General features: G+C 43.0%; 17 protein-coding genes. 4 read left to right on the plus strand and 13 right to left on the minus strand.

The window, feature by feature from the left end; genetic code table 11:
* Window positions 1–2: 2 nt before the first annotated feature.
* The 8 genes from KXJ59_RS10955 to KXJ59_RS10990 form a co-directional block, all read right to left on the minus strand.
* Entirely contained in the window at window positions 3–761 is a 759-nt protein-coding gene (locus KXJ59_RS10955; protein ID WP_295204532.1) for a lysophospholipid acyltransferase family protein, read from the minus strand.
* Window positions 762–833: 72 nt separating this feature from the next.
* On the minus strand, window positions 834–1,862 hold the full coding sequence (locus tag KXJ59_RS10960; protein WP_295204534.1) for an outer membrane beta-barrel protein: 1,029 nt from the start codon (window positions 1,860–1,862) through the stop codon (window positions 834–836).
* 205 nt (window positions 1,863–2,067) lie between these two features.
* Complete coding sequence (locus KXJ59_RS10965) at window positions 2,068–3,456, minus strand: ammonium transporter (protein ID WP_295204535.1); 1,389 nt, start codon at window positions 3,454–3,456, stop codon at window positions 2,068–2,070.
* A gap of 230 nt (window positions 3,457–3,686) precedes the next feature.
* Window positions 3,687–5,159 carry a glutamate synthase subunit beta gene (locus KXJ59_RS10970; protein WP_295204537.1) on the minus strand — a complete coding sequence of 491 codons (1,473 nt, stop codon included), beginning with the start codon at window positions 5,157–5,159 and terminating at the stop codon, window positions 3,687–3,689.
* 64 nt (window positions 5,160–5,223) lie between these two features.
* The gene (gltB, locus tag KXJ59_RS10975) at window positions 5,224–9,747 is read right to left on the minus strand and encodes a glutamate synthase large subunit (RefSeq protein WP_295204539.1); all 4,524 of its coding nucleotides are present in this window, start codon (window positions 9,745–9,747) and stop codon (window positions 5,224–5,226) included.
* 430 nt (window positions 9,748–10,177) lie between these two features.
* Window positions 10,178–10,999 carry a 4-(cytidine 5'-diphospho)-2-C-methyl-D-erythritol kinase gene (gene ispE / locus KXJ59_RS10980; protein ID WP_295204540.1) on the minus strand — a complete coding sequence of 274 codons (822 nt, stop codon included), beginning with the start codon at window positions 10,997–10,999 and terminating at the stop codon, window positions 10,178–10,180.
* 174 nt (window positions 11,000–11,173) lie between these two features.
* The gene (locus tag KXJ59_RS10985; protein WP_295204542.1) at window positions 11,174–11,761 is read right to left on the minus strand and encodes a bifunctional nuclease family protein; all 588 of its coding nucleotides are present in this window, start codon (window positions 11,759–11,761) and stop codon (window positions 11,174–11,176) included.
* Window positions 11,762–11,841: 80 nt separating this feature from the next.
* A complete protein-coding gene (locus tag KXJ59_RS10990) occupies window positions 11,842–12,135 on the minus strand; it encodes a DUF3817 domain-containing protein (RefSeq protein WP_295204544.1) in 294 nt (97 codons plus the stop codon).
* Window positions 12,136–12,210: 75 nt separating this feature from the next.
* Between KXJ59_RS10990 and KXJ59_RS10995 the strand changes: the two genes are divergently transcribed.
* Together KXJ59_RS10995 and KXJ59_RS11000 are read left to right on the plus strand one after the other, a co-directional pair.
* Entirely contained in the window at window positions 12,211–12,537 is a 327-nt protein-coding gene (locus tag KXJ59_RS10995) for a cupin domain-containing protein (RefSeq protein ID WP_295204546.1), read from the plus strand.
* A gap of 11 nt (window positions 12,538–12,548) precedes the next feature.
* Window positions 12,549–13,337: an SDR family oxidoreductase gene (locus tag KXJ59_RS11000; protein ID WP_295204548.1), complete on the plus strand. Its 789-nt coding sequence runs from the start codon at window positions 12,549–12,551 to the stop codon at window positions 13,335–13,337.
* A gap of 92 nt (window positions 13,338–13,429) precedes the next feature.
* On the opposite strand, the gene KXJ59_RS11005 is transcribed toward KXJ59_RS11000, so the two are convergent.
* From KXJ59_RS11005 to KXJ59_RS11015, 3 genes are all read right to left on the minus strand, one after another.
* Window positions 13,430–14,242, minus strand: coding sequence for a class I SAM-dependent methyltransferase (locus KXJ59_RS11005; protein ID WP_295204550.1), 813 nt, complete (start codon window positions 14,240–14,242; stop codon window positions 13,430–13,432).
* A gap of 185 nt (window positions 14,243–14,427) precedes the next feature.
* A complete protein-coding gene (locus KXJ59_RS11010; protein ID WP_295204552.1) occupies window positions 14,428–15,390 on the minus strand; it encodes an electron transfer flavoprotein subunit alpha/FixB family protein in 963 nt (320 codons plus the stop codon).
* 36 nt (window positions 15,391–15,426) lie between these two features.
* Window positions 15,427–16,167: an electron transfer flavoprotein subunit beta/FixA family protein gene (locus KXJ59_RS11015; RefSeq protein ID WP_295204554.1), complete on the minus strand. Its 741-nt coding sequence runs from the start codon at window positions 16,165–16,167 to the stop codon at window positions 15,427–15,429.
* A gap of 214 nt (window positions 16,168–16,381) precedes the next feature.
* Here KXJ59_RS11015 and KXJ59_RS11020 point away from each other — a divergent pair, with 214 nt between their 5' ends.
* The gene (locus KXJ59_RS11020) at window positions 16,382–16,693 is read left to right on the plus strand and encodes a tetratricopeptide repeat protein (RefSeq protein WP_295204556.1); all 312 of its coding nucleotides are present in this window, start codon (window positions 16,382–16,384) and stop codon (window positions 16,691–16,693) included.
* A gap of 75 nt (window positions 16,694–16,768) precedes the next feature.
* Here the strand turns inward: KXJ59_RS11020 and KXJ59_RS11025 are convergent, their stop codons facing one another.
* Both KXJ59_RS11025 and KXJ59_RS11030 read right to left on the minus strand, forming a co-directional pair.
* A complete protein-coding gene (locus KXJ59_RS11025; protein WP_295204558.1) occupies window positions 16,769–16,924 on the minus strand; it encodes a hypothetical protein in 156 nt (51 codons plus the stop codon).
* Between the two features lie 216 nt (window positions 16,925–17,140).
* The gene (locus tag KXJ59_RS11030) at window positions 17,141–17,728 is read right to left on the minus strand and encodes a hypothetical protein (RefSeq protein ID WP_295204560.1); all 588 of its coding nucleotides are present in this window, start codon (window positions 17,726–17,728) and stop codon (window positions 17,141–17,143) included.
* A gap of 346 nt (window positions 17,729–18,074) precedes the next feature.
* On the opposite strand from KXJ59_RS11030, the gene hutU reads away from it, so the two are divergent.
* Window positions 18,075–19,733 (plus strand): urocanate hydratase, encoded by a 1,659-nt coding sequence (gene hutU / locus KXJ59_RS11035; RefSeq protein ID WP_295204562.1) that lies wholly within the window; start codon window positions 18,075–18,077, stop codon window positions 19,731–19,733.
* Window position 19,734 lies beyond the last annotated feature (1 nt).

Genomic DNA, 19,734 nt, shown 5'->3' on the forward strand with positions numbered 1-19,734 from the left:
GCTTAGGCCACGGAATAGTTGCGATAGCGTCGCAGACCGGCATCCATTGTGTTATAAACCTGTTGTTTCAATGCCGGAATATCTTTTACGGATAAACCGGTAACAGGTATTTCATCAAGATATACGACCCTGTTCTTGCCGGGTGTTAATGAAAATATGCTTTTATAATGCAAACGATCCAGAGTGTCGATCAGTAAAACAGGTTTAATGGGTGTTTCTGTTTCTATGGCAATACGGAAAGCGCCGTCGAAAAAATCTTTGAGTGGGGCAGGGGTGATATTGAATGTTCCTTCGGGGAAAATAAAAATAGAGATGCCTTGTTTGAGCGCTGCTTTGAGGGCACGAACACTTTTAGACCTGGTTTCTGCATTTTTTCTGTCAACCAGTACAACTGCTGCACGGTATATCCAGCCAAAGACAGGAATCTTTACCATTTCATATTTCCCCAGTATGCGGATGGGCTGGTGGGCAATCAGTACCAGTGGGGGAATATCCATATAAGAAATATGGTTGGCTACAAAAATGTATTGCCTGGTGCTGTCGTGGGGCGACTCGAAAATTTCTTCATGTCTTATGCCAATAAGGCGGTACCAGCAGCTCGCCCAGAACATGCATATTTTATAGATGATATTGCCTCCGGTTATTTTACCAAATGATAAGGCGAGTAGTACAAAGGGAAAGACGATAAGCATGATCAACACAAACAAAAGAAAAGCATAGGCACAATACAGCAGTTGAACAGCTTTCAGCAGAAGATTCATAAACCGAACTTAAAGAAAAAAGCCGATGCATCAGCACCGGCTTTGATTTCCTCATGTAATATCAATCAACCATTAAAACTTATAAACTGCTGCCAGTATAAAAGCTGCTGAGCTTTTGGTACCGGTAGAAGAAGCTCCTTTAAAGAATACAGCCTGCTGAGAGTTGTCGATCCTGAACTCCGGAATGATGGTCAGGTTATCGGCTTTCAGGTTGGCTGATAAAGTAGTGGCAAATATTTTACCGCCCACACCAATGGGCGTAAGTTTACGATCGTCGAAATAATCCTGTCTGAGTGTAAAACCAACAGCAGGAGTAGGATCGTAATTGAGGTAAAGGGCATGACTTTTCCAGCTGGAAGAGCTGCCGCCTGTTTTGTACGATTGTAAACTACCATCATAGTTTATACCCCATTTGTCGGCCAGTGCGCCCATTACCACCAGGTTATATTGTGTGATACCGGAGCCGCCCTGAAAATTGAGGTAAGCTTTTACTTTATCATTATTGCTGGCTGTGCTGAACTGTGCCAGGAAAAATTTGGCAGAAGAAGTAGTGGTAGAATAATCGGTTGGGTTAGAAACGCCTACCATCATGGCACTTTTGCCACCCAGTGAAATATCGGCTTTGATACCGGTATGAAAGAAAGGGCCATAAGAAAATCCGTAAGACATGCTGTAGTTTCTGTTGCCCGGTGCATCTACCAGTTCGTAGCCCACATGGGTGGCCCATTTACCCATGGTGAATTTTACCTTGTCGGATGCTGCATAGGTAAGGTACATCTGTTTTACGGCTGCCAGAGAACCCACATCATTGTAGGAAAATTCCTGTGCCCTGCGGCCAAAACCGATATCGGCAGTGGCCGTTACTTTACCAATGGTGTGGTCAACTTTAAATGAAGCCATACCCAGTTCAAAAGAGTTCTGTGAATTGGTAAAACTGGTGAAATTATTGGTTTTACCAGGTGCATCAGAAAAACCATAACGATAATAAGCATCAACGGATCCTGAAAAGGTAGTGGTTGGTTTTTTGGTGGAATCAGATTGCGCATTCAGCAAAAGAAAGCTGAAAAGCAGGCATGAAAAGGCTGAAATTTTCTTTAACATTGCAGAAGGTTTTATGATTAACAAATAGGTACAGCCGGTAAACCTGGTCAGAGGTTTATCATATGGCTGTACCTTCTTTTTTAATAAGAAGCAAGAAATAAGAGATCAAGATTCAAGATTCAGGGTTCAAGTTTCAGGGTTCAAGAATCAGGGTTCAGGATCGATTTTCTTGAGTCTTGCGTCCTGAAGCCTGTTTCTTAAACAATTAGTCGGCGATGGTGCTTTCTTTTAAAACGCCACTGTTTTCTACCAATAATGTACCCTGAACATATTTTTCATTGTGCTGGGTAGCATCCAGACCGAGCAGCTCATCTTCAGAGCTTACGCGCATGGGCAGGATGAAATTGATGAATTTAAAAATGCCAAAAGAAACCACAAAACTGTAAGCTACCACGATGGCGAGCGCTTTCAACTGCGTAAAGAAGAAAGCAGAGTTACCGTAGAACAAACCATCAGCACCCGCGCTGTTAACGGTTTTGGTAGCAAAAATACCCGTGAGTAACATACCCACCATACCACCGATACCATGACAGGGGAATACATCCAGTGTATCGTCGAGCTTTGATTTTGATTTGTAATACACAGCAATATTGGAAACGATGGCGGCAATTACACCTACGAAAATAGATTGAGGGATGGCTACAAAACCTGCGGCAGGGGTAATGGCTACAAGACCCACTACAGCACCGATACAAAAACCTAATACAGATGGTTTTTTGCCCCTGAGTACATCAAAGAACATCCAGGATAAACCGGCAGCGGCAGCAGCGGTATTGGTAGTGGCAAAAGCAGAAACAGCCAGTGAACCTGCGCCTACAGCCGAGCCGGCATTGAAACCAAACCAGCCAAACCACAGCAAGCCTGTACCAATTAAAACATAAGGGATATTGGCCGGTGGAATTTCTTTTTGCTCCATATGTGTCTGTCTGCGTTTTAAAACCAATGCACCTGCCAATGCAGCACAACCGGCAGAAATGTGAACTACGGTACCGCCGGCAAAATCGAGCGCGCCCATTTTAAACAGGAAACCTTCGGGATGCCAGGTCCAGTGTGCTATTGGAGCGTAAACCAGTAAGCTGAACAGGGCTATAAAAAGAATGTAAGAAGTGAATTTAATACGTTCTGCCACGGCGCCTACAACCAGACCCGGCGTAATGATGGCAAACATGAGCTGAAACAGTGCGAATAAAGTGATAGGGATGGTGGGTGCCAGACTCCATGGAGCGCCGGAATTGATGCCCTTGAAAAACAGATGGGTAGTAGGGTTACCAATAAATCCGCCGATTGATTCTCCAAAACAGAGACTATACCCTACAAAAACCCATAGAATGCTCACTACACCCGTTGCTACCACACTTTTAATCATGGTAGAGATTACGTTTTTGCGATGAACCATACCACCATAAAAGAAAGCCAGTCCCGGTGTCATTAAGAATACCAGGGCGGTGGCCACGAGGATCCAGGTAATATCGGCTGCGCTGTAAGCGCCCGCGTCATCTGCAAAATTGGGGAGGGAAGGAACGAACAGGGCAGCAACGGCAACTGCTAACAAGGCAATAAAAGGAGCCGCCTGCTGGAATGTCAATTTTTTCATGCGAGGGTTTTTGATTAATGTTAAAAAATATTTTAATAAATATTTATAATTCAATAATACTAAAATATTTTATTAAAATCTAAACATTTATTAACATTTTATATTTTGTAATTCATTTTATTTAGTTGAATAAAATGAGGTTTAACTGCACTAATGATATGATTATCAGTACTAAAAAGCCCATCCAAGTAAATGAATGGGCTTTTGAAAATAATAAATTATAAAAAATACTATGTATTTACTAAATAGCTTTGGTCCTTCGATTCCAGAACAGATGACCCCATCAGGTACTGATCTACTTTTCTCGCACATTCCCTGCCTTCACTGATAGCCCAAACCACGAGCGACTGCCCCCTTCTCATATCACCAGCCGTAAATATTTTAGGGATATTGGTCTGAAACTTCTTGTCATCGGCCCTGATATTACCTCTTTCATCCAGTTCTACTCCCAATTCATTGATGAGCCCCTCATGCTGCGGATGCAGAAATCCCATAGCCAGTAAAGCCAGTTCGCAGGAAACCGCTCTTTCAGAACCGGGGATCTCCTCAAAACCTGCCGCTTTCTCAGCAGTAGAGGCTTTCCATTTCAGGTCAACCAACTGTATGCCCTTTAAATACCCTTCCTCATCACCCAGAAATGCTTTGGTAGCCACTGCCCATTGCCTGTCTGCACCTTCTTCATGCGAAGAGGTTGTTTTAAGTGTCATTGGATAAGTAGGCCAGGGCATCTGCATGGTTCTTTGTTCAGGAGGTTTGGGTAATAACTCAAGTTGGGTTACCGAGAAAGCACCCTGTCTGTTCGATGTGCCCACACAATCGCTTCCCGTATCGCCGCCACCAATTACTACTACATTTTTAGCTGTGGCAAAAATATCCTCTCCCGTTACAGGTTCATTCGATACCCGCTGGTTTTGCTGTTTCAAAAAGTCCATCGCAAAATGAACCCCTTTTAGTTCTCTACCCGGTATATTGAGGTTACGTGGGATGGTGGACCCTCCCGCCAGTACTATGGCCTGAAATTCCCTCAGCAGGTCGTTGATACTTATGTTTACGCCCACATGGGCATTGCATTTAAATACTACACCTTCTTTCTCCATCAACTGGACCCTTCTTTCTACCACCCATTTTTCCAGTTTGAAATCAGGAATGCCATATCTTAATAAACCACCCGGCGAAGCATCTCTTTCAAATACTGTTACCTGGTGCCCAGCATAATTTAACTGAGCGGCGGCAGCTAAACCGGCCGGTCCTGAACCCACTACAGCAATCTTTTTGCCCGAACGCAGGTTGGGAACCCTGGGTTGAACAAAGCCCTTGTCAAAAGCAATCTCAATAATGTGTTTTTCAATTTCTTCAATGGTAACGGGCGGCTGGTTGATACCCAATACACAGGCACTTTCACAGGGGGCAGGGCATATTCTTCCGGTAAACTCCGGAAAATTGTTGGTGGCACTTAATAACTCATAGGCTTCCTCCCAGTTCTGACGATAAACCGCATCATTGAATTCGGGAATGATATTGCCCAGTGGACATCCATTATGACAAAATGGAACACCGCAGTTCATGCAGCGTGCCGCCTGCTGGTTGAGGGATTCGTCTGGCAGACGATCCACAAATTCTTTATAATCCTGGAGGCGTTCCTCAGGTTTTCTCTTTCCGGGAAGGCTGCGGGTAAATTCAAGGAATCCGGTTGGTTTGCCCATGATAATTATTTTGTTGTTGCTATCATTTGTTTTAGTCCATAGTTAATGTTCCATGGTCTATGGACTATTGACTATGAACCATTTGCTCCTTCTGCTTTAAAACTTTTTTGTAATCGCTTGGGAATACTTTGATAAAATTCTTTGTCTGGTTTTCAAAATCATCGAGTATGAATTTTGCTACCGTGCTGCCTGTATAAGCATAATGTTTGCTGATCATCTCATGCAGGAAACTGATATCATTTGTTTCCAGCGGATCGAGTTCTACCATTTCTGTGTTACATCTTTCTGCAAACAATCCGCCTCCATTGTATATATAAGCAATACCACCACTCATGCCTGCCGCGAAATTTCTTCCGGTATCACCCAGTATGATGGCCCTGCCACCAGTCATGTATTCGCAGCCATGATCGCCCACACCTTCTACGACTACATTGGCACCTGAGTTTCTTACGGCGAAACGTTCGCCCGCTTTCCCACGAATAAAAGCTTCTCCCGATGTGGCGCCATACAATGCTACATTACCAATGATGATATTTTCTTCCGGCACAAAACTGGCCTGTTTATGTGGATACACTATTAATCTTGCACCACTCAATCCCTTACCGAAATAATCATTGGCATCGCCTTCCAGCTCAAGTGTAATACCCTTTGTGTTGAAGGCACCAAAACTTTGTCCCGCAGTACCTGTAAAATTGAAATGAATCGTATCATCCGGCAGTCCTTCAGCCCGATAACGTTTGGTAATCTCATTCGATAATATAGTGCCAGCAGTACGGTCTGTATTTTTAATAGGCAGGGAAGCACTTACGCGTTCTTTTCTTTCCAGTGCAGGTGCAGCAGCTTTTAATAACTGCCAGTCGAGTACATCATTCAATCCATGATCCTGCTCTTCCTGTTTGTACAATCCTGTGTACAATGATTCGGGTTCTTTGTACAATACAGCAGAGAGATCGAGTTTTTCATATTTCCAGTGTGAAATATTATCCCTCATTTCCAAAGCATCAACCTGACCAATCATTTCATGAATGGTTCTGTAACCGAGTTCTGCCATGATCTCCCTGAGTTCCTGTGTAATGAATTTGAAAAAATTCACCACATGATCAGGATCGCCTGCAAATCTTTTTCTCAGTTCAGGATCCTGTGTGGCTACGCCAACAGGACAAGTGTTCAGGTGGCATTTGCGCATCATGATACATCCTTCCACAATCAGCGCAGCGGTTGCCACACCCCATTCTTCTGCCCCTAATAAAGTTGCAATGGCAATATCGCGACCGGTTTTCATTTGTCCGTCGGCCTGTACCACAATTCTGCTTCTCAGTTTATTTTTAACCAGTGTCTGATGTGTTTCTGCGAGCCCCAGTTCCCAGGGTAAGCCGGCGTGTTTAATAGAACTGATCGGAGAGGCACCGGTGCCGCCATCATGGCCTGAGATCAGTACCACATCGGCTTTCGCTTTTGCCACACCTGCTGCAATAGTACCCACACCTGCTTTTGATACCAGTTTTACATTGATACGTGCAGCACGATTGGCATTCTTTAAATCGAAGATCAGTTGTGCAAGGTCTTCGATGGAATAAATATCATGGTGAGGAGGTGGAGAAATTAAACCAACACCCGGTGTAGCATGTCTTGTTTTACCAATCCACTCATCTACTTTATGTCCGGGTAATTGTCCGCCTTCACCGGGCTTTGCACCCTGTGCCATTTTAATCTGTAATTCATCTGCTTCAGTGAGGTATAAACTGGTAACACCGAATCTTGCCGATGCTACCTGTTTAATAGATGAACGCATAGAATCACCATTGGCGAGAGGGGTATATCTTATTTCATCTTCACCACCTTCACCAGTATTGCTTTTACCACCAAGCCGGTTCATGGCGATGGCCAGCGTGGTATGTGCTTCCCATGAAATAGAACCGAATGACATGGCACCGGTGGCAAACCTTTTATAAATAGCTTCTGCAGGTTCTACCTCATCAATAGAAACAGAAGGCCGGTTTCTTTTGAACTGAAAGAGGCTCCGTAATGTGCAGGCTTTTTCAGACTGGTCGTTGATGAGTTTTGAATATTTTTTGAAAGTACTGTAGTCATTTGTTTTGGTAGCGTGTTGTAACAAATGAATGGTTTGAGGATTGAAGAGATGAAATTCTCCTTTTCTTTTCCACTGGTACACACCACCAACAGGTAAGCGATCAACGGGTATATCTTTTTTACCAAAAGCAAAATAATGTTTGGCTAAAGTTTCTTTTGCAATTTCATCCAGACCCATCCCTTCAATTCTTGAAGTGGCACCGGTGAAATAAAGGTCAACTACTTTTTTATTCAGTCCGATGATCTCAAATATCTGCGCACCCTGGTATGATTGTAAAGTGGAGATACCCATTTTCGAAAACACTTTCAGTAAACCTTCATTCACTGCTTTGATATAATTCTTTTTCAGGTAATCAACATCCAGCTCTGTTTTCAGTTTACCTGTCAGCTTCATATCGCGGATGGATGATAATGCCAGGTATGGATTGATAGCAGTGGCACCAAATGCAATTAAACAGGCAAAATGATGTACTTCCCATACATCACCCGCTTCAATAATAATACCTACCTGTCCGCGATAACCTTTTCTGATGAGGTGATGATGCACTGCAGCAGTGGCCAGCAGGGAAGGCATGGGGGCGTGATCGGAATCAATGGCCCGATCGGTTAAGATAATGACTTCAAAACCATCTTCCACCGCATCTACTGCATAACGGCAAAGTCTGTCGAGACCTGCTTTTAGTGAGCTGGGTTTACCATCAGACCTGAAATAGGTTTGCAGTGTTTTGGCCTGAAAGATACCGGTGTCGATGCTGCGGATTTTTTCCAGCTCATGATTATTGAGTACCGGTTGTTTGAGGGCCACGCTGTGACAGGCCAGTGGATCTTCTACCAGTAAATTTCCATTGCTCCCTGCAAAAGTGGCCAGCGACATCACCATCCGTTCACGAATGGGATCGATGGGAGGGTTGGTTACCTGTGCAAACAACTGTTTGAAATAACTGCTGATATGTTGGGGCTGATCGCTGAGAACGGCAAGTGGTGTATCGGTACCCATGGAACCAATCGGTTCTTTTCCGTCCAAAGCCATCGGGGCAATGATGGTATCTAAATCTTCTGTTGAATAACCAAATGCTTTCTGATATTTGAATACCTGATCGTGTTCGAGGTGTGTGAACATGACACGGGGTTCGGGTAATTCTTCGAGTCTGATCTTGTATTTATTGAGCCATTCGGCATAAGGTTTTTGTGAGCAAATCTGTTGTTTCAGTTCTTCATCGCTGATGATACGTCCCTGTTCCATATCTACCACAAACATTTTACCCGGCTGCAGTCTTCCTTTTTCTTTGATGATGGCCGGATCAATTGGTAACACACCTGTTTCTGATGCCATAATAACACGGTCATCATCAGTAACGCAATAGCGCGACGGGCGTAACCCATTTCTGTCGAGGGTGGCACCAATTATTTTTCCATCTGTAAATGAAATAGAAGCCGGGCCATCCCAGGGTTCCATCATACAGGCATGGTATTCATAGAATGCTTTTTTAACGGCGTCCATATCTTCATTGCCATCCCATGCTTCAGGTATCAGCATCATCATTACATGTGGTAATGAGCGGCCGGTAAGGGTAAGCAGTTCGATCATGTTATCCAGACAGGCAGAGTCTGACTGACCGTTGGTAACAATGGGTAATAACATTTCCATTTCTTCCTTGCTGAAGAAGGGAGAAGTAAATCCTTTTTCACTGGTGCGTAACCAGTTGAGGTTACCTTGTAAAGTATTGATCTCGCCATTGTGTGCGATATAGCGAAAAGGTTGCGCCAGTTTCCAGGAGGGGAAAGTGTTGGTGGCGAAACGGGAATGAACAAGACCGAATGCAGATACCACTCTTTTATCGCTCAGATCGAGGAAATATCCTCTTACCTGTGTACTTGTAAGTTGACCCTTGTAGACGATGGTTTTATAAGAAAGAGAAGCAAGGTAAAAACCAATCTCATCTTTCTTTACGGTATTATTAATTGTATGTGATGCATAATTGCGCAACACAAATAATTTTCTTTCAAATTCATCGGGCTGTGTAATATGATCGGGGCAGGCAATAAAAACCTGTTCCATAACAGGCTCAACAGAGAGTGCTGTTTTGCCGATATCATGTGTGTTAACGGGAACTTTTCTATAACACAGAATTTCAAGACCCAGTTTTTCTGCGGAGCGATTGAAAATATCGCGGCACTCTTCGCGCAGTCTTAATTCCTTGGGAAAGAAAATAACGCCCACTCCATATTTTCCGAAAGAGGGGAGGTGAACACCTTGTTTAATACATTCATCAAAAAAGAATTCATGCGGAACCTGGATCATGATACCGGCACCGTCGCCCGTATTGCTTTCGCAGCCACAGGCGCCACGGTGTTCCATGTTTTCCAGCACGGTTAATGCATCTGTAATGTGCTGGTGCGATTTACTACCCTTGATATTTGCTACGAACCCAATGCCACATGCATCATGTTCAAAGCTCGGGTCATACAAACCCTGGCTGTTTTTTGAAACAAGCATTTGCAACCGAATTAAAGTTCAGGAAATAGAATGGCAGGCAATCGGTACTAAATTAATCAAAAAAATGAAGATTTTAAAATAAGTTATTCAATCAATGTGAATATTGATTGATAATTATTCAATTTTAATCACTAATTATCGAATATTGTTCAAATCTAAAACTAACGTTTGTTTCTTTTTACATTTTCGTCATTATTGATCAGTAACAACAAGTGTCCGGAACAAAATCAAATAAGATATGATAATGTATCCTTCGTTTTAAGTCGAGTTTGCAACGAAGGATATGCTGTAAGCAGGTGAGTTCGTAACCTTTGAATAACCGGAATCAGCGAAATGCAAAGTGAGAGCATGTAATAGGAAAAAAGAAGAAAAAGGAATACCTGACTTTAAAATTGTACATTCCTCTGTTTCTCTGTTCTTCTGTTTCTATCTAGCCTTGGTAAATATAATAATGATCAGGAAAGTCGAATGAAAGACTGGTGTTTTTTGAAAAGATACCATACACAGTACTTCCAGTGCCCGTCATAGCAGCATATAATGCCCCCTGTTGGTATAATTGTTCTTTGATGGCTTGAATGTCTGGAAAAGCCTGCATAACAGGCTTTTCAAAATCATTGGTTAATACACCGGGCCATGTTTCAACAGGTTGCTGAATAATGTTTTTGCAATGTTGTAAAGGTGTATCAGGATGTATTTGAGAGAAGGCCCAACCAGTGGGTACATGAATACCCGGATTGATCAATACAAACCGGTAAGTTGAAAGGTCGACGGTTATATTTTCCAGTTGTTCGCCTCTTCCGGTTGCATAACAGGCTTTGTTGATGATAAAGAAAGGGCAATCGCTTCCCAATGTCAATGCATAACTGATGAGTGCTGTTTCACTCAAACCCAGACCAAATTGCTGGTTCAGCATTCTGAGTGTAAAAGCACCATCAGCACTACCACCTCCGAGACCGGCACCCATGGGAATTACTTTATGTAAGTGCATCTGTAAAGCAGGTAGTTCAGGAAAATCTTTTTTGAGTAAGTGGTAGGCTTTGCTACAAAGATTATGACCGGTATCACCGGCAATTTCAAGTCCGCTATATGTAAAACTCAATGCACCATCGCCTGTATTACCATGTACGGTTTCCAAAGCATCACGCAATCCCAAAACCGGATAGAAAACCGTTTCCAGGTCATGATACCCATCTGCTCTTTTCCGAATGATATTCAAACCCAGGTTAATCTTAGCGTTTGGAAAGGAAATCATGGGGATGATAATAATGAATAATGAATGATGAATGATGAATGATGAGTGAGGAAGGGAGAAATAAGTAAAAAGTAAAAATTAAAAATTCAAAAAAGAACAGAGATATACAATAAAGCAAATTGCAAAAAAGTTTTTTTTACATCCGACATCCGACATCCGACATCCGACATCTTGCTACTTTCTCTTATTCATTTCATCCCTAATCGCAATGGCTCTTATATAATCTTCGTGTTCCAGTACATCATTGAGGAGTGTTTGCAGTTCTTCGAGGCTCATACTGCTGAGGTCTTCACGGCCGCCGCCGGTATTGTCTTCTGCGCCAACGGCTTCTGCTTTCTGTTTTTTACCACCATCTTCCATCAGTATACCTGCATTTTCGAGTATATGTTCATAGGTATAGATGGGGCAGCCAAACCGCACTGCCAATGCAAGTGCATCGCTGGTACGGCTGTCGATTTCTACGGTATCATGTTCTGTAAAACAAACCAGTTTTGAATAAAATATACCTTCCTGCAGATCGCTGATGATGATTTCCTGTAATTCTACATTAAAGGCATTCATGAAATTTTTCATCAGGTCGTGTGTAAGGGGGCGGCTGGGTTGCATATGTTCCAATGCCACGGCGATAGCCTGCGCCTCAAAACCACCAATAACGATGGGAAGTCTTCTTAAACCATTGGTTTCTCCCAGCACAACGGCATAGGAATGTGTTTGGGTAATGCTGTGCGACAGGGCCACTATTTCCAATTCTATCTTTTTCATAGACCACACGAAAATAAATCAATTTACTATAAGAATGACAGGTTACAGAATTGCCGTCGTTATAGCATATAAGAATACACTTAGAATGGCTTGTCTGACCGGAGTTTTTTATCGAAGAGAAAAGTGCCAAAGGGCAGAAATGCAGCCAGGAATGCCCAGACCAGCATTTTAAAGGGCCAGCTTTTTTCTTCTCTTACCATATAGGCCAGCCAGCAATAGGCAATAAACAGAATACCATGTACCCATCCGGTAAACTTTACCGCTTCTGGTAAGTCTGCAAAATATTTGAGGGGCATGGCTATTCCTAACAGCAGCAGGAGGGAGATCCCTTCTGCGATACCAATTTTTCTGAAGAGTGGGAGTGATGATGACATTATGCAAAGAAACAACAAAGATGGTATGCATGGATCGGTTACAGAATCAGTAATTTGCAAATCAAAAATATTGATATGCCCTTAGTTGATCTTACCAGCATTGCCCCCAAAGAAATTGTACCCGGTTACAGCGCCCGCTTTATTCATACAGAACATATGACTTTTTCTTACCTCGATGTAAAAGCCGGATCGGCACTTAAAGAACATTCGCATCCGCACGAGCAGGTAGCGCATGTGCTGGAAGGAACATTCCAGCTTACACTGGCAGGTGAACCCATTCAGTTTGGTCCGGGTGAAGTAATCGTTATTCCTTCCAATGTTCCGCATTCCGGATTGGCGATCAGCGATTGTAAATTATTGGATGTGTTTTCTCCGGTTAGAGAAGATTACCGGGCATTATAAAAACAGCAATCATGAATCTTGATCTTACAGGAAAAACAGCTTTGGTTTGCGGAGCTTCACAGGGACTTGGTGCCGCAGTAGCGCATGAACTGGCTTTATTGGGTGCCCATGTTTATTTACTTGCCAGGAATGAAGAGAACCTGAAAGCCGTTCTTCATTCACTCGATACGGCATTGCTGCAACAGCATGGTTATTTTGTGGCAGATACCAGTCAGCCATCTTCCATTGCATCATTGATCAGTGAATTTCTTGCAAAGGGACATACCATTGATATATTGGTGAACAATAGTGGCGGCCCTGCCTCGGGTCCTTTATTAAATACGGCTGCTGAGGATATTGAAAAAAGTTTTCGGTCGCACCTGGTTACCGCACATACACTCGCTCAACTGGTAGTGCCAGGTATGCAGACAAAAGGCTTTGGAAGAATTATCAATATTGTGTCTACTTCTGTTAAGCAACCGATTAACGGACTTGGCATTTCCAATACGGTACGTGCTGCTGTGGCCAACTGGGCCAAAACACTGGCCAATGAAACAGGTAAATATGGTATTACGGTAAACAATGTATTACCTGGTTATACAAAAACAGACCGCCTCAATTATTTGTTTGGCAAACAGGCAGCAGATGGAGATAGTTCTGTTGATGCAATTGTAGATAAAACCATTGCAATGATTCCTGCGGGCAGGTTAGGGGAGCCTGAAGAGTTTGCAGCGGCTGTGGCTTTTCTTTGTTCGCCGGCAGCAGCGTACATCAATGGAATTAATTTACCGGTAGATGGAGGCAGAACAGGAACTTTATAGTTTTAGTTGACTGTCGATCCAATAAAGCCATGTTAATCAGAGTATCAACATGGCTTTATACAATGCTCAAGAAAAAATATCAGAAAAACGATTTAGCAAATCACTGTAACATGTAAATAAGTTGCAGGAATAGTAGTGGTATCAGCAGATACTGCTTTATTCTGGCTATTGAATAATGCAATCAATTCTTGTTCCAGTGCTTCTGTCTTTCCGTTTTTTTCAGCAGCATCAAAAGCATTCATGGTAGGTCCGTAGAAATGTTTAAAGATGCTTACAAATTCTTCCGGTGAGCAGGATGCCCGGAAAGTGAAAGTATCTTTTGTACAGGTTATATTTTCCTTTGGAATTCCTGCCTGACCAAAGCGTTCGATTATATGATCTTCCAGACCCCATGTCATTGGACTGATAAAACCTTCTGGGGGTGGTGGGGTATAGGCAGAACTGATTTTTAGTATTTGTGCAACAACAGTGGGGTCACCGGGTATCCAGTTACCCATTACAATTTTTCCGCCGGGTTTGGTAACACGAACCATTTCTTTGGCTACTTCAAAAGGTTTGGGGGCGAACATGGCACCGAAAATACTCACCACCATATCAAAAGAATGATTGGAAAGTTCACTGAGGTTACAGGCATCTCCTTCCTGAAAAATACAATTGGAAAGACCCATGGCTGTTGCCCTGGCATTTCCTGCTTCAACGAGGTTTTTGGCTATATCTACGCCCATTACATCGGCGCCCAATCGGGCTTCGGGAATTGCAGTGGTACCATCACCACAACCAAGATCGAGAATTTTCATTTTGTTGGTGATGCCAAGTTTCGACACCAGTTCTTCTCCGCTTTCTCGCATGGTTTCGGCAATACGTGTAAAATCACCTTTTTCCCATAATGCTTTGTTTGGATTCATAGTTTGGATTTTAGTTAAAAAAGAATAGGCCTGAGCTTTTAAAAACAAGACTCGCAGGCAACACTAAATATACAAAATATTAAGCGGCATAATAATCTCTGTTACATTTTAACCACCCAGGTATATCAGGAAATAAAAAGACCGGCTTATGCCGGTCTTTTTATTTCCTTAATGTTAGTTAAGCATTATTTCGCTTTCATCTTTTTAATCTCTTCTGTCAGCTTCGGCACTACTTCAAAAGCATCGCCTACTATGCCATAATCTGCGGCTTTAAAGAAAGGTGCTTCGGGGTCTTTATTAATCACCACAATTACTTTACTGCGGTTTACGCCAGCGAGGTGTTGAATGGCACCGGAGATACCAATGGCGATATAAAGATTCGGTGCCACCTGTACACCTGTTTGTCCAACATGTTCATGGTGAGGTCTCCAGTGTGCATCACCCACCGGGCGGCTACAGGCAGTGGCGGCTCCCAGTTCTTTGGCCAGGTTGAGCAGGATGCCCCAGTTCTCGGGCCCTTTTAATCCACGACCACCGCTAACAACTATCTCAGCTTCTGTTAATGGTATTTCACCACTTACTTTATTAACGGCTGTTACTTTTACTTTCGATGCGTCTACTGCAACAGAAAGTTGATTTACTTCAGCACTTCCCTCACCCGCAATCGTAGTATAACTATTTGGGTTCAGTGAAATTATTTTGATGGCAGATGTAATACTTACATTGGCAAATGCCTTACCGGAGAAAACAGTTTTCTTCACCACAAAACCATTTGTGGTATCGGGCAGGGCACAGGCGCCTGCAACCAAACCAGCTTTGAGTCTAACCGCTACACGTGCAGCTACTGCTTTACCGGTATGGTTGTGAGAAAATACGAGCACATTGGCACCACTTGCTGTTACTGCTTCTGCAATTACTTTGGCGTATACCTGAGCATCGAGGTGGTTGAGCGTATCGTTGTTAACCTGGTGTACTTTTTTCACACCATATTTTCCCAGCGCGGTCAGGTCGTCACTAACACTGCCCAATACCAATGCTTCTGCAACAGTACCCAATTGTTCAGCTAATTTGGCACCATAGGTCAGTACTTCATACGATGCCTTTTTGATATGGCCTTCTGATTGATCTACAAATATTAAAACAGACATTTTTTTCTTTTTTAGGATGGTTCAATGCAATACTTATCAGATTGCTTTTGCTTCTTCGTGTAATAATCTTACCAGTTCGCCCACATTATCCGGGCTCACTAATTTTACGCCTGCTTTGGCCGGTGGCAATTCAAAACTTACTACAGTTGTGAGTGCATCTACAGCAACGGGTTCCACCACTTTCAATGGTTTGGTACGGGCAGCCATAATACCTCTCATATTGGGGATACGTTGTTCGGCTACTCCTTTCTGACAGCTCACCACGGCAGGTAAAGCCAGTTCTGCTACTTCTTCACCACCTTCAATTTCGCGTGAAACAGTGGCGGTATTACCATTCAATTCAAATTTGGTGGCGAGAGAGATATAGGGTGCATCAATCAGTTCTGCCACCATACCGCCAATAGAGGAGCCATTATAATCGATGGTTTCTTTACCGGTGAAAACAAGGTCGTACCCATCTTTTGCAATCGCTGCAATTTGTGAAGCAATAAAATAAGGATCGCTGCCATCGGTATTGATACGAATGGCTTCATCGCCACCCAATGCCAATGCCTTGCGGATAATCGGCTCTACATCTGCACCACCTACCGTAACCAGGTGAACAACGGTTGCAGGATCTTTTTCTTTCAACTCAATGGCCCTTACCAGCGAATACCATTCATCGTAGGGATTAATGATCCACTGCACACCACTCTCATCAAATTTGCTGTTACCATCCGTAAAAGCAATTTTGGAAGTGGTATCAGGTGTCTTACTTACACAAACCAGAATTTTCATATGTCTTTATTAGGTTTTGATGCAATGATTAGTTGTTTATGCAACTATTTAACAAATATAGGAAGCTTTTGTTTCCGGCAAAGGTTCGGATATTTTTTTTAACAGCAGAATTTTTTAAGAAGCTAAGGGCTAAAGGCTATTAGCTATTAGCCTTTAGCCCTTAGCTAGATACTATTTGCTATAAGCATAAGGCATAAGCTGTTATCTTTACCCTATGGAAAGAATTGCGCGAATACTGGCATTTCTGGAGCAGAATCCGAAAGATAATTTCCTGCGTCATGCGCTGGCACTGGAATATATTAAAGCAGGAAAACTGGGCGAAGCGAGGCAATTATTTGAAGCGGTACTAACCGATTCACCTGATTATGTAGGTTCTTATTACCACCTGGCCAAACTCCTGGAACAATTGCAGGAAACCGATATGGCCATTCAATGGTATGAAAAAGGCATGGAAGCCGCAAAAACAGCGGGAGACAACCATGCGTTGAATGAGTTAAGGGCAGCGTATGATGATTTGATTTATTGATGTCAGAAGTCAGATGGCAGATATCAGGCGGAGTAATTTACATCCGATATCTGACATCTGACATCCGCCATTTTCCTAACTGCCTCTCGATCCACCCGTTTTAATGGGTTTTTTAGTAACGCCTACGGCTTTGGCACCGGGTTTGGCGATGAATTTTGAGGTCTGACCAGCGTTTTTTGGACCTCCCGGGCCCGACTTACCGGCTTTCTTGTTATTCACAGGTAATCCCATATGATTCGTTTTCTCAAATATAGTGAAAAGTCAAAAGGCAAAAATCAAAAGTCAAAAGTGAAATACAGTCCGCTGCCGGGATAGGCATTGGTACAGGGTTATTTTTTTCTGATTTGATGAGCTTTGATTTTATAGCGTTACTTATATCAAAAAATCAAAGATCATCAAATCAAAAATCCCAGAAGGTCTTTGTATAAAACAGATGTTATATCGCTTTTATTTTTGTCCTGCCTTTATGGGCTGACCGGCTATTTTGTTGTAAGCGGCATCATGTACAATGATACGTGTGGGAAGTATATGGCTGAATGATATTTGTATCCAACCCTGGTAAGCTTTACCGTCTTTGATGAGTTGCACAGCCAGGTATTTATTGTATTGGTTCATCCACTCACCCTGCCAGTAGCTGTTGGCAATATCCAGTGTAAGTACACGGGTTACCAGGGCGGCAGCGAGTAGAGGATCCCAACGATAGGGTAGCTCATCCTCGTTTTTAATTAATACACCTTCTTCTTTGCGTGCGGGGGTGTCGTTATCCAGCATCAGTATCCTGTGCTGCCCACTGCTGGTTACCCTGAATTCGAGCAGGTCATTTTCACCTGTATCGCCTTCTCTTAATTCTTTGGTAACGGTAAAATCTGCAGTACCGTCTTTGTCCAGATCGATGACCAATACATTATTGGCTGTAACAACGGTATTGTTCAGGTTCAGGTATTCAACAGATGTCTGTGGTACGGGTGTTTCTTTCTTACTGCAACTCATCATCAGCAGGGTTGCACATGAAATCAGTAGTAATTGTTTGCTCATGGTTGATTTTTTTTGAATGATCAAAGCAAGTCTGCTTTCGTTGCAGTGAAAATGTAAACTGTGTTTAGTGGTGAATGGGTAATGGTGAATGGTGAATAAGGAGGATTAGTTGAAATGCTTGCTGATAAAGGGTTTCAGCAGAATCACATATTTATGCGATTGGTTGTTATACTATTTTTCTATGAAGGTGATGGTTTGGGGGTCATTAAAATTTATACAACAGAAAAGCATGTAAATTAATGACTGTTCAATGTGATAAACAGATCAGCGGTTACTGTTTAAATTAGTCCTTTGTTACAGCAGGTTCAGGATAAAATTGTACTTTGACGCCGTAAAACGAATTGCTATGTCTGTTACAAAAGCGTATGATTTTGCCAAATACAAAACACCTACCGGAACGGTACTCAATTGTAAAGGATGGATCCAGGAAGCGGCACTGCGTATGTTATTAAATAACCTCGACCCCGCAGTGGCAGAAAGACCCGAAGACCTGATTGTATATGGCGGAAGAGGAAAAGCCGCCCGTAATATTGAATGTCTTGATCTGATCATTCAGTCACTGAAAAAACTGGAGAACGACGAAACGCTGTTAATACAAAGCGGTAAGCCAGTAGGTATTTTAAAAACACATGTGGATGCGCCCAGGGTTTTATTATCCAATTCGCAACTGGTACCCAACTGGGCCAACTGGAAACATTTTACAGAGCTGGAACAGAAGGGTTTGATGATGTATGGACAAATGACGGCAGGTTCCTGGATCTATATAGGATCGCAGGGTATTGTTCAGGGCACTTATGAAACTTTTGCTGCCGTAGCTGATAAACATTTTGGCGGTTCTTTAAAAGGTACCATGAGTGTTACTGCAGGATTGGGTGGCATGGGTGGTGCTCAGCCCCTGGCTGTTACCATGTGCGATGGTGTGGCACTTTGTGCGGAAGTAGAAGAATGGCGTATTGATAAAAGATTGGAGACAAAATACCTCGACCTGAAATTCACCACTATCGATGAAGCCATCGACAGAGCAGTAGAAGCAAAAACAAATGGAGAGCGATTGAGCATTGGGGTATTATGTAATGCAGTACAGTTATTGGAAAGACTGATCGAGAGAAAAATACAGGTTGATGTATTAACCGATCAGACTTCGGCGCATGATCCATTAATTGGTTATATACCTCATACACTCGATAATAACGCAGCCAATGTGTTGAGAGAAAAAGATCCGGATGCTTATATCGCACTGGCATACGACAGTATGAAACTGCATGTGGAACTGATGATTGCGTTACAGAAAACAGGAGCCATCACTTTCGATTATGGCAATAATCTCCGTGCCCGTGCACAGGAACATGGGTTAAAGAACGCATTCGATTTCCCCGGTTTCGTACCTGCTTATATCCGTCCTTTATTCTGCGAAGGGAAGGGACCATTCAGGTGGGCTGCACTCAGTGGCGATCCGGCAGATATAGCTGTTACCGACGAACTGATCATGCAACTTTTCCCGGAAAATAAATCGATGCTGCGCTGGATGAAAATGGCCAAAGAAAGAATTGTTTTTCAGGGGCTGCCCGCGCGTATTTGCTGGCTCGGACAAGGGGAGCGTGAAAAAGCAGGACTGGCATTTAATGAACTGGTGCGAACCGGAAAAGTAAAGGCGCCGATTGTAATTGGTCGCGATCACCTGGATACAGGATCAGTAGCATCACCCAACCGCGAAACAGAAGCCATGCTCGATGGCAGTGATGCAGTTGCCGACTGGCCCATATTGAATGCACTCGTGAACACAGCAGGCGGAGCCAGTTGGGTGAGTCTGCATCATGGTGGAGGAGTAGGCATGGGTTACAGCATTCATGCCGGAATGGTTATTGTTGCTGACGGAACCGATGCTGCAGCAAAACGATTATCTCGTGTATTAAGGAACGATCCGGGTATGGGTGTGATAAGACATGCAGATGCGGGATATGAAATAGCAAAACAAACTTTAGAAAAAAATCATTTGGGGCTGTAAG

Source organism: Sediminibacterium sp., from assembly GCF_019264485.1.
Lineage (GTDB): Bacteria > Bacteroidota > Bacteroidia > Chitinophagales > Chitinophagaceae > Sediminibacterium.

Bases quoted from the DNA above. Each gene is read 5' to 3' on its own strand.
- KXJ59_RS10955 (WP_295204532.1), bottom strand. From the start codon at position 761: ATGAATCTTCTGCTGAAAGCTGTTCAACTGCTGTATTGTGCCTATGCT.
- KXJ59_RS10960 (WP_295204534.1), bottom strand. From the start codon at position 1,862: ATGTTAAAGAAAATTTCAGCCTTTTCATGCCTGCTTTTCAGCTTTCTT.
- KXJ59_RS10965 (WP_295204535.1), bottom strand. From the start codon at position 3,456: ATGAAAAAATTGACATTCCAGCAGGCGGCTCCTTTTATTGCCTTGTTA.
- KXJ59_RS10970 (WP_295204537.1), bottom strand. From the start codon at position 5,159: ATGGGCAAACCAACCGGATTCCTTGAATTTACCCGCAGCCTTCCCGGA.
- gltB (WP_295204539.1), bottom strand. From the start codon at position 9,747: ATGCTTGTTTCAAAAAACAGCCAGGGTTTGTATGACCCGAGCTTTGAA.
- ispE (WP_295204540.1), bottom strand. From the start codon at position 10,999: ATGATTTCCTTTCCAAACGCTAAGATTAACCTGGGTTTGAATATCATT.
- KXJ59_RS10985 (WP_295204542.1), bottom strand. From the start codon at position 11,761: ATGAAAAAGATAGAATTGGAAATAGTGGCCCTGTCGCACAGCATTACC.
- KXJ59_RS10990 (WP_295204544.1), bottom strand. From the start codon at position 12,135: ATGTCATCATCACTCCCACTCTTCAGAAAAATTGGTATCGCAGAAGGG.
- KXJ59_RS10995 (WP_295204546.1), top strand. From the start codon at position 12,211: ATGCCCTTAGTTGATCTTACCAGCATTGCCCCCAAAGAAATTGTACCC.
- KXJ59_RS11000 (WP_295204548.1), top strand. From the start codon at position 12,549: ATGAATCTTGATCTTACAGGAAAAACAGCTTTGGTTTGCGGAGCTTCA.
- KXJ59_RS11005 (WP_295204550.1), bottom strand. From the start codon at position 14,242: ATGAATCCAAACAAAGCATTATGGGAAAAAGGTGATTTTACACGTATT.
- KXJ59_RS11010 (WP_295204552.1), bottom strand. From the start codon at position 15,390: ATGTCTGTTTTAATATTTGTAGATCAATCAGAAGGCCATATCAAAAAG.
- KXJ59_RS11015 (WP_295204554.1), bottom strand. From the start codon at position 16,167: ATGAAAATTCTGGTTTGTGTAAGTAAGACACCTGATACCACTTCCAAA.
- KXJ59_RS11020 (WP_295204556.1), top strand. From the start codon at position 16,382: ATGGAAAGAATTGCGCGAATACTGGCATTTCTGGAGCAGAATCCGAAA.
- KXJ59_RS11025 (WP_295204558.1), bottom strand. From the start codon at position 16,924: ATGGGATTACCTGTGAATAACAAGAAAGCCGGTAAGTCGGGCCCGGGA.
- KXJ59_RS11030 (WP_295204560.1), bottom strand. From the start codon at position 17,728: ATGAGCAAACAATTACTACTGATTTCATGTGCAACCCTGCTGATGATG.
- hutU (WP_295204562.1), top strand. From the start codon at position 18,075: ATGTCTGTTACAAAAGCGTATGATTTTGCCAAATACAAAACACCTACC.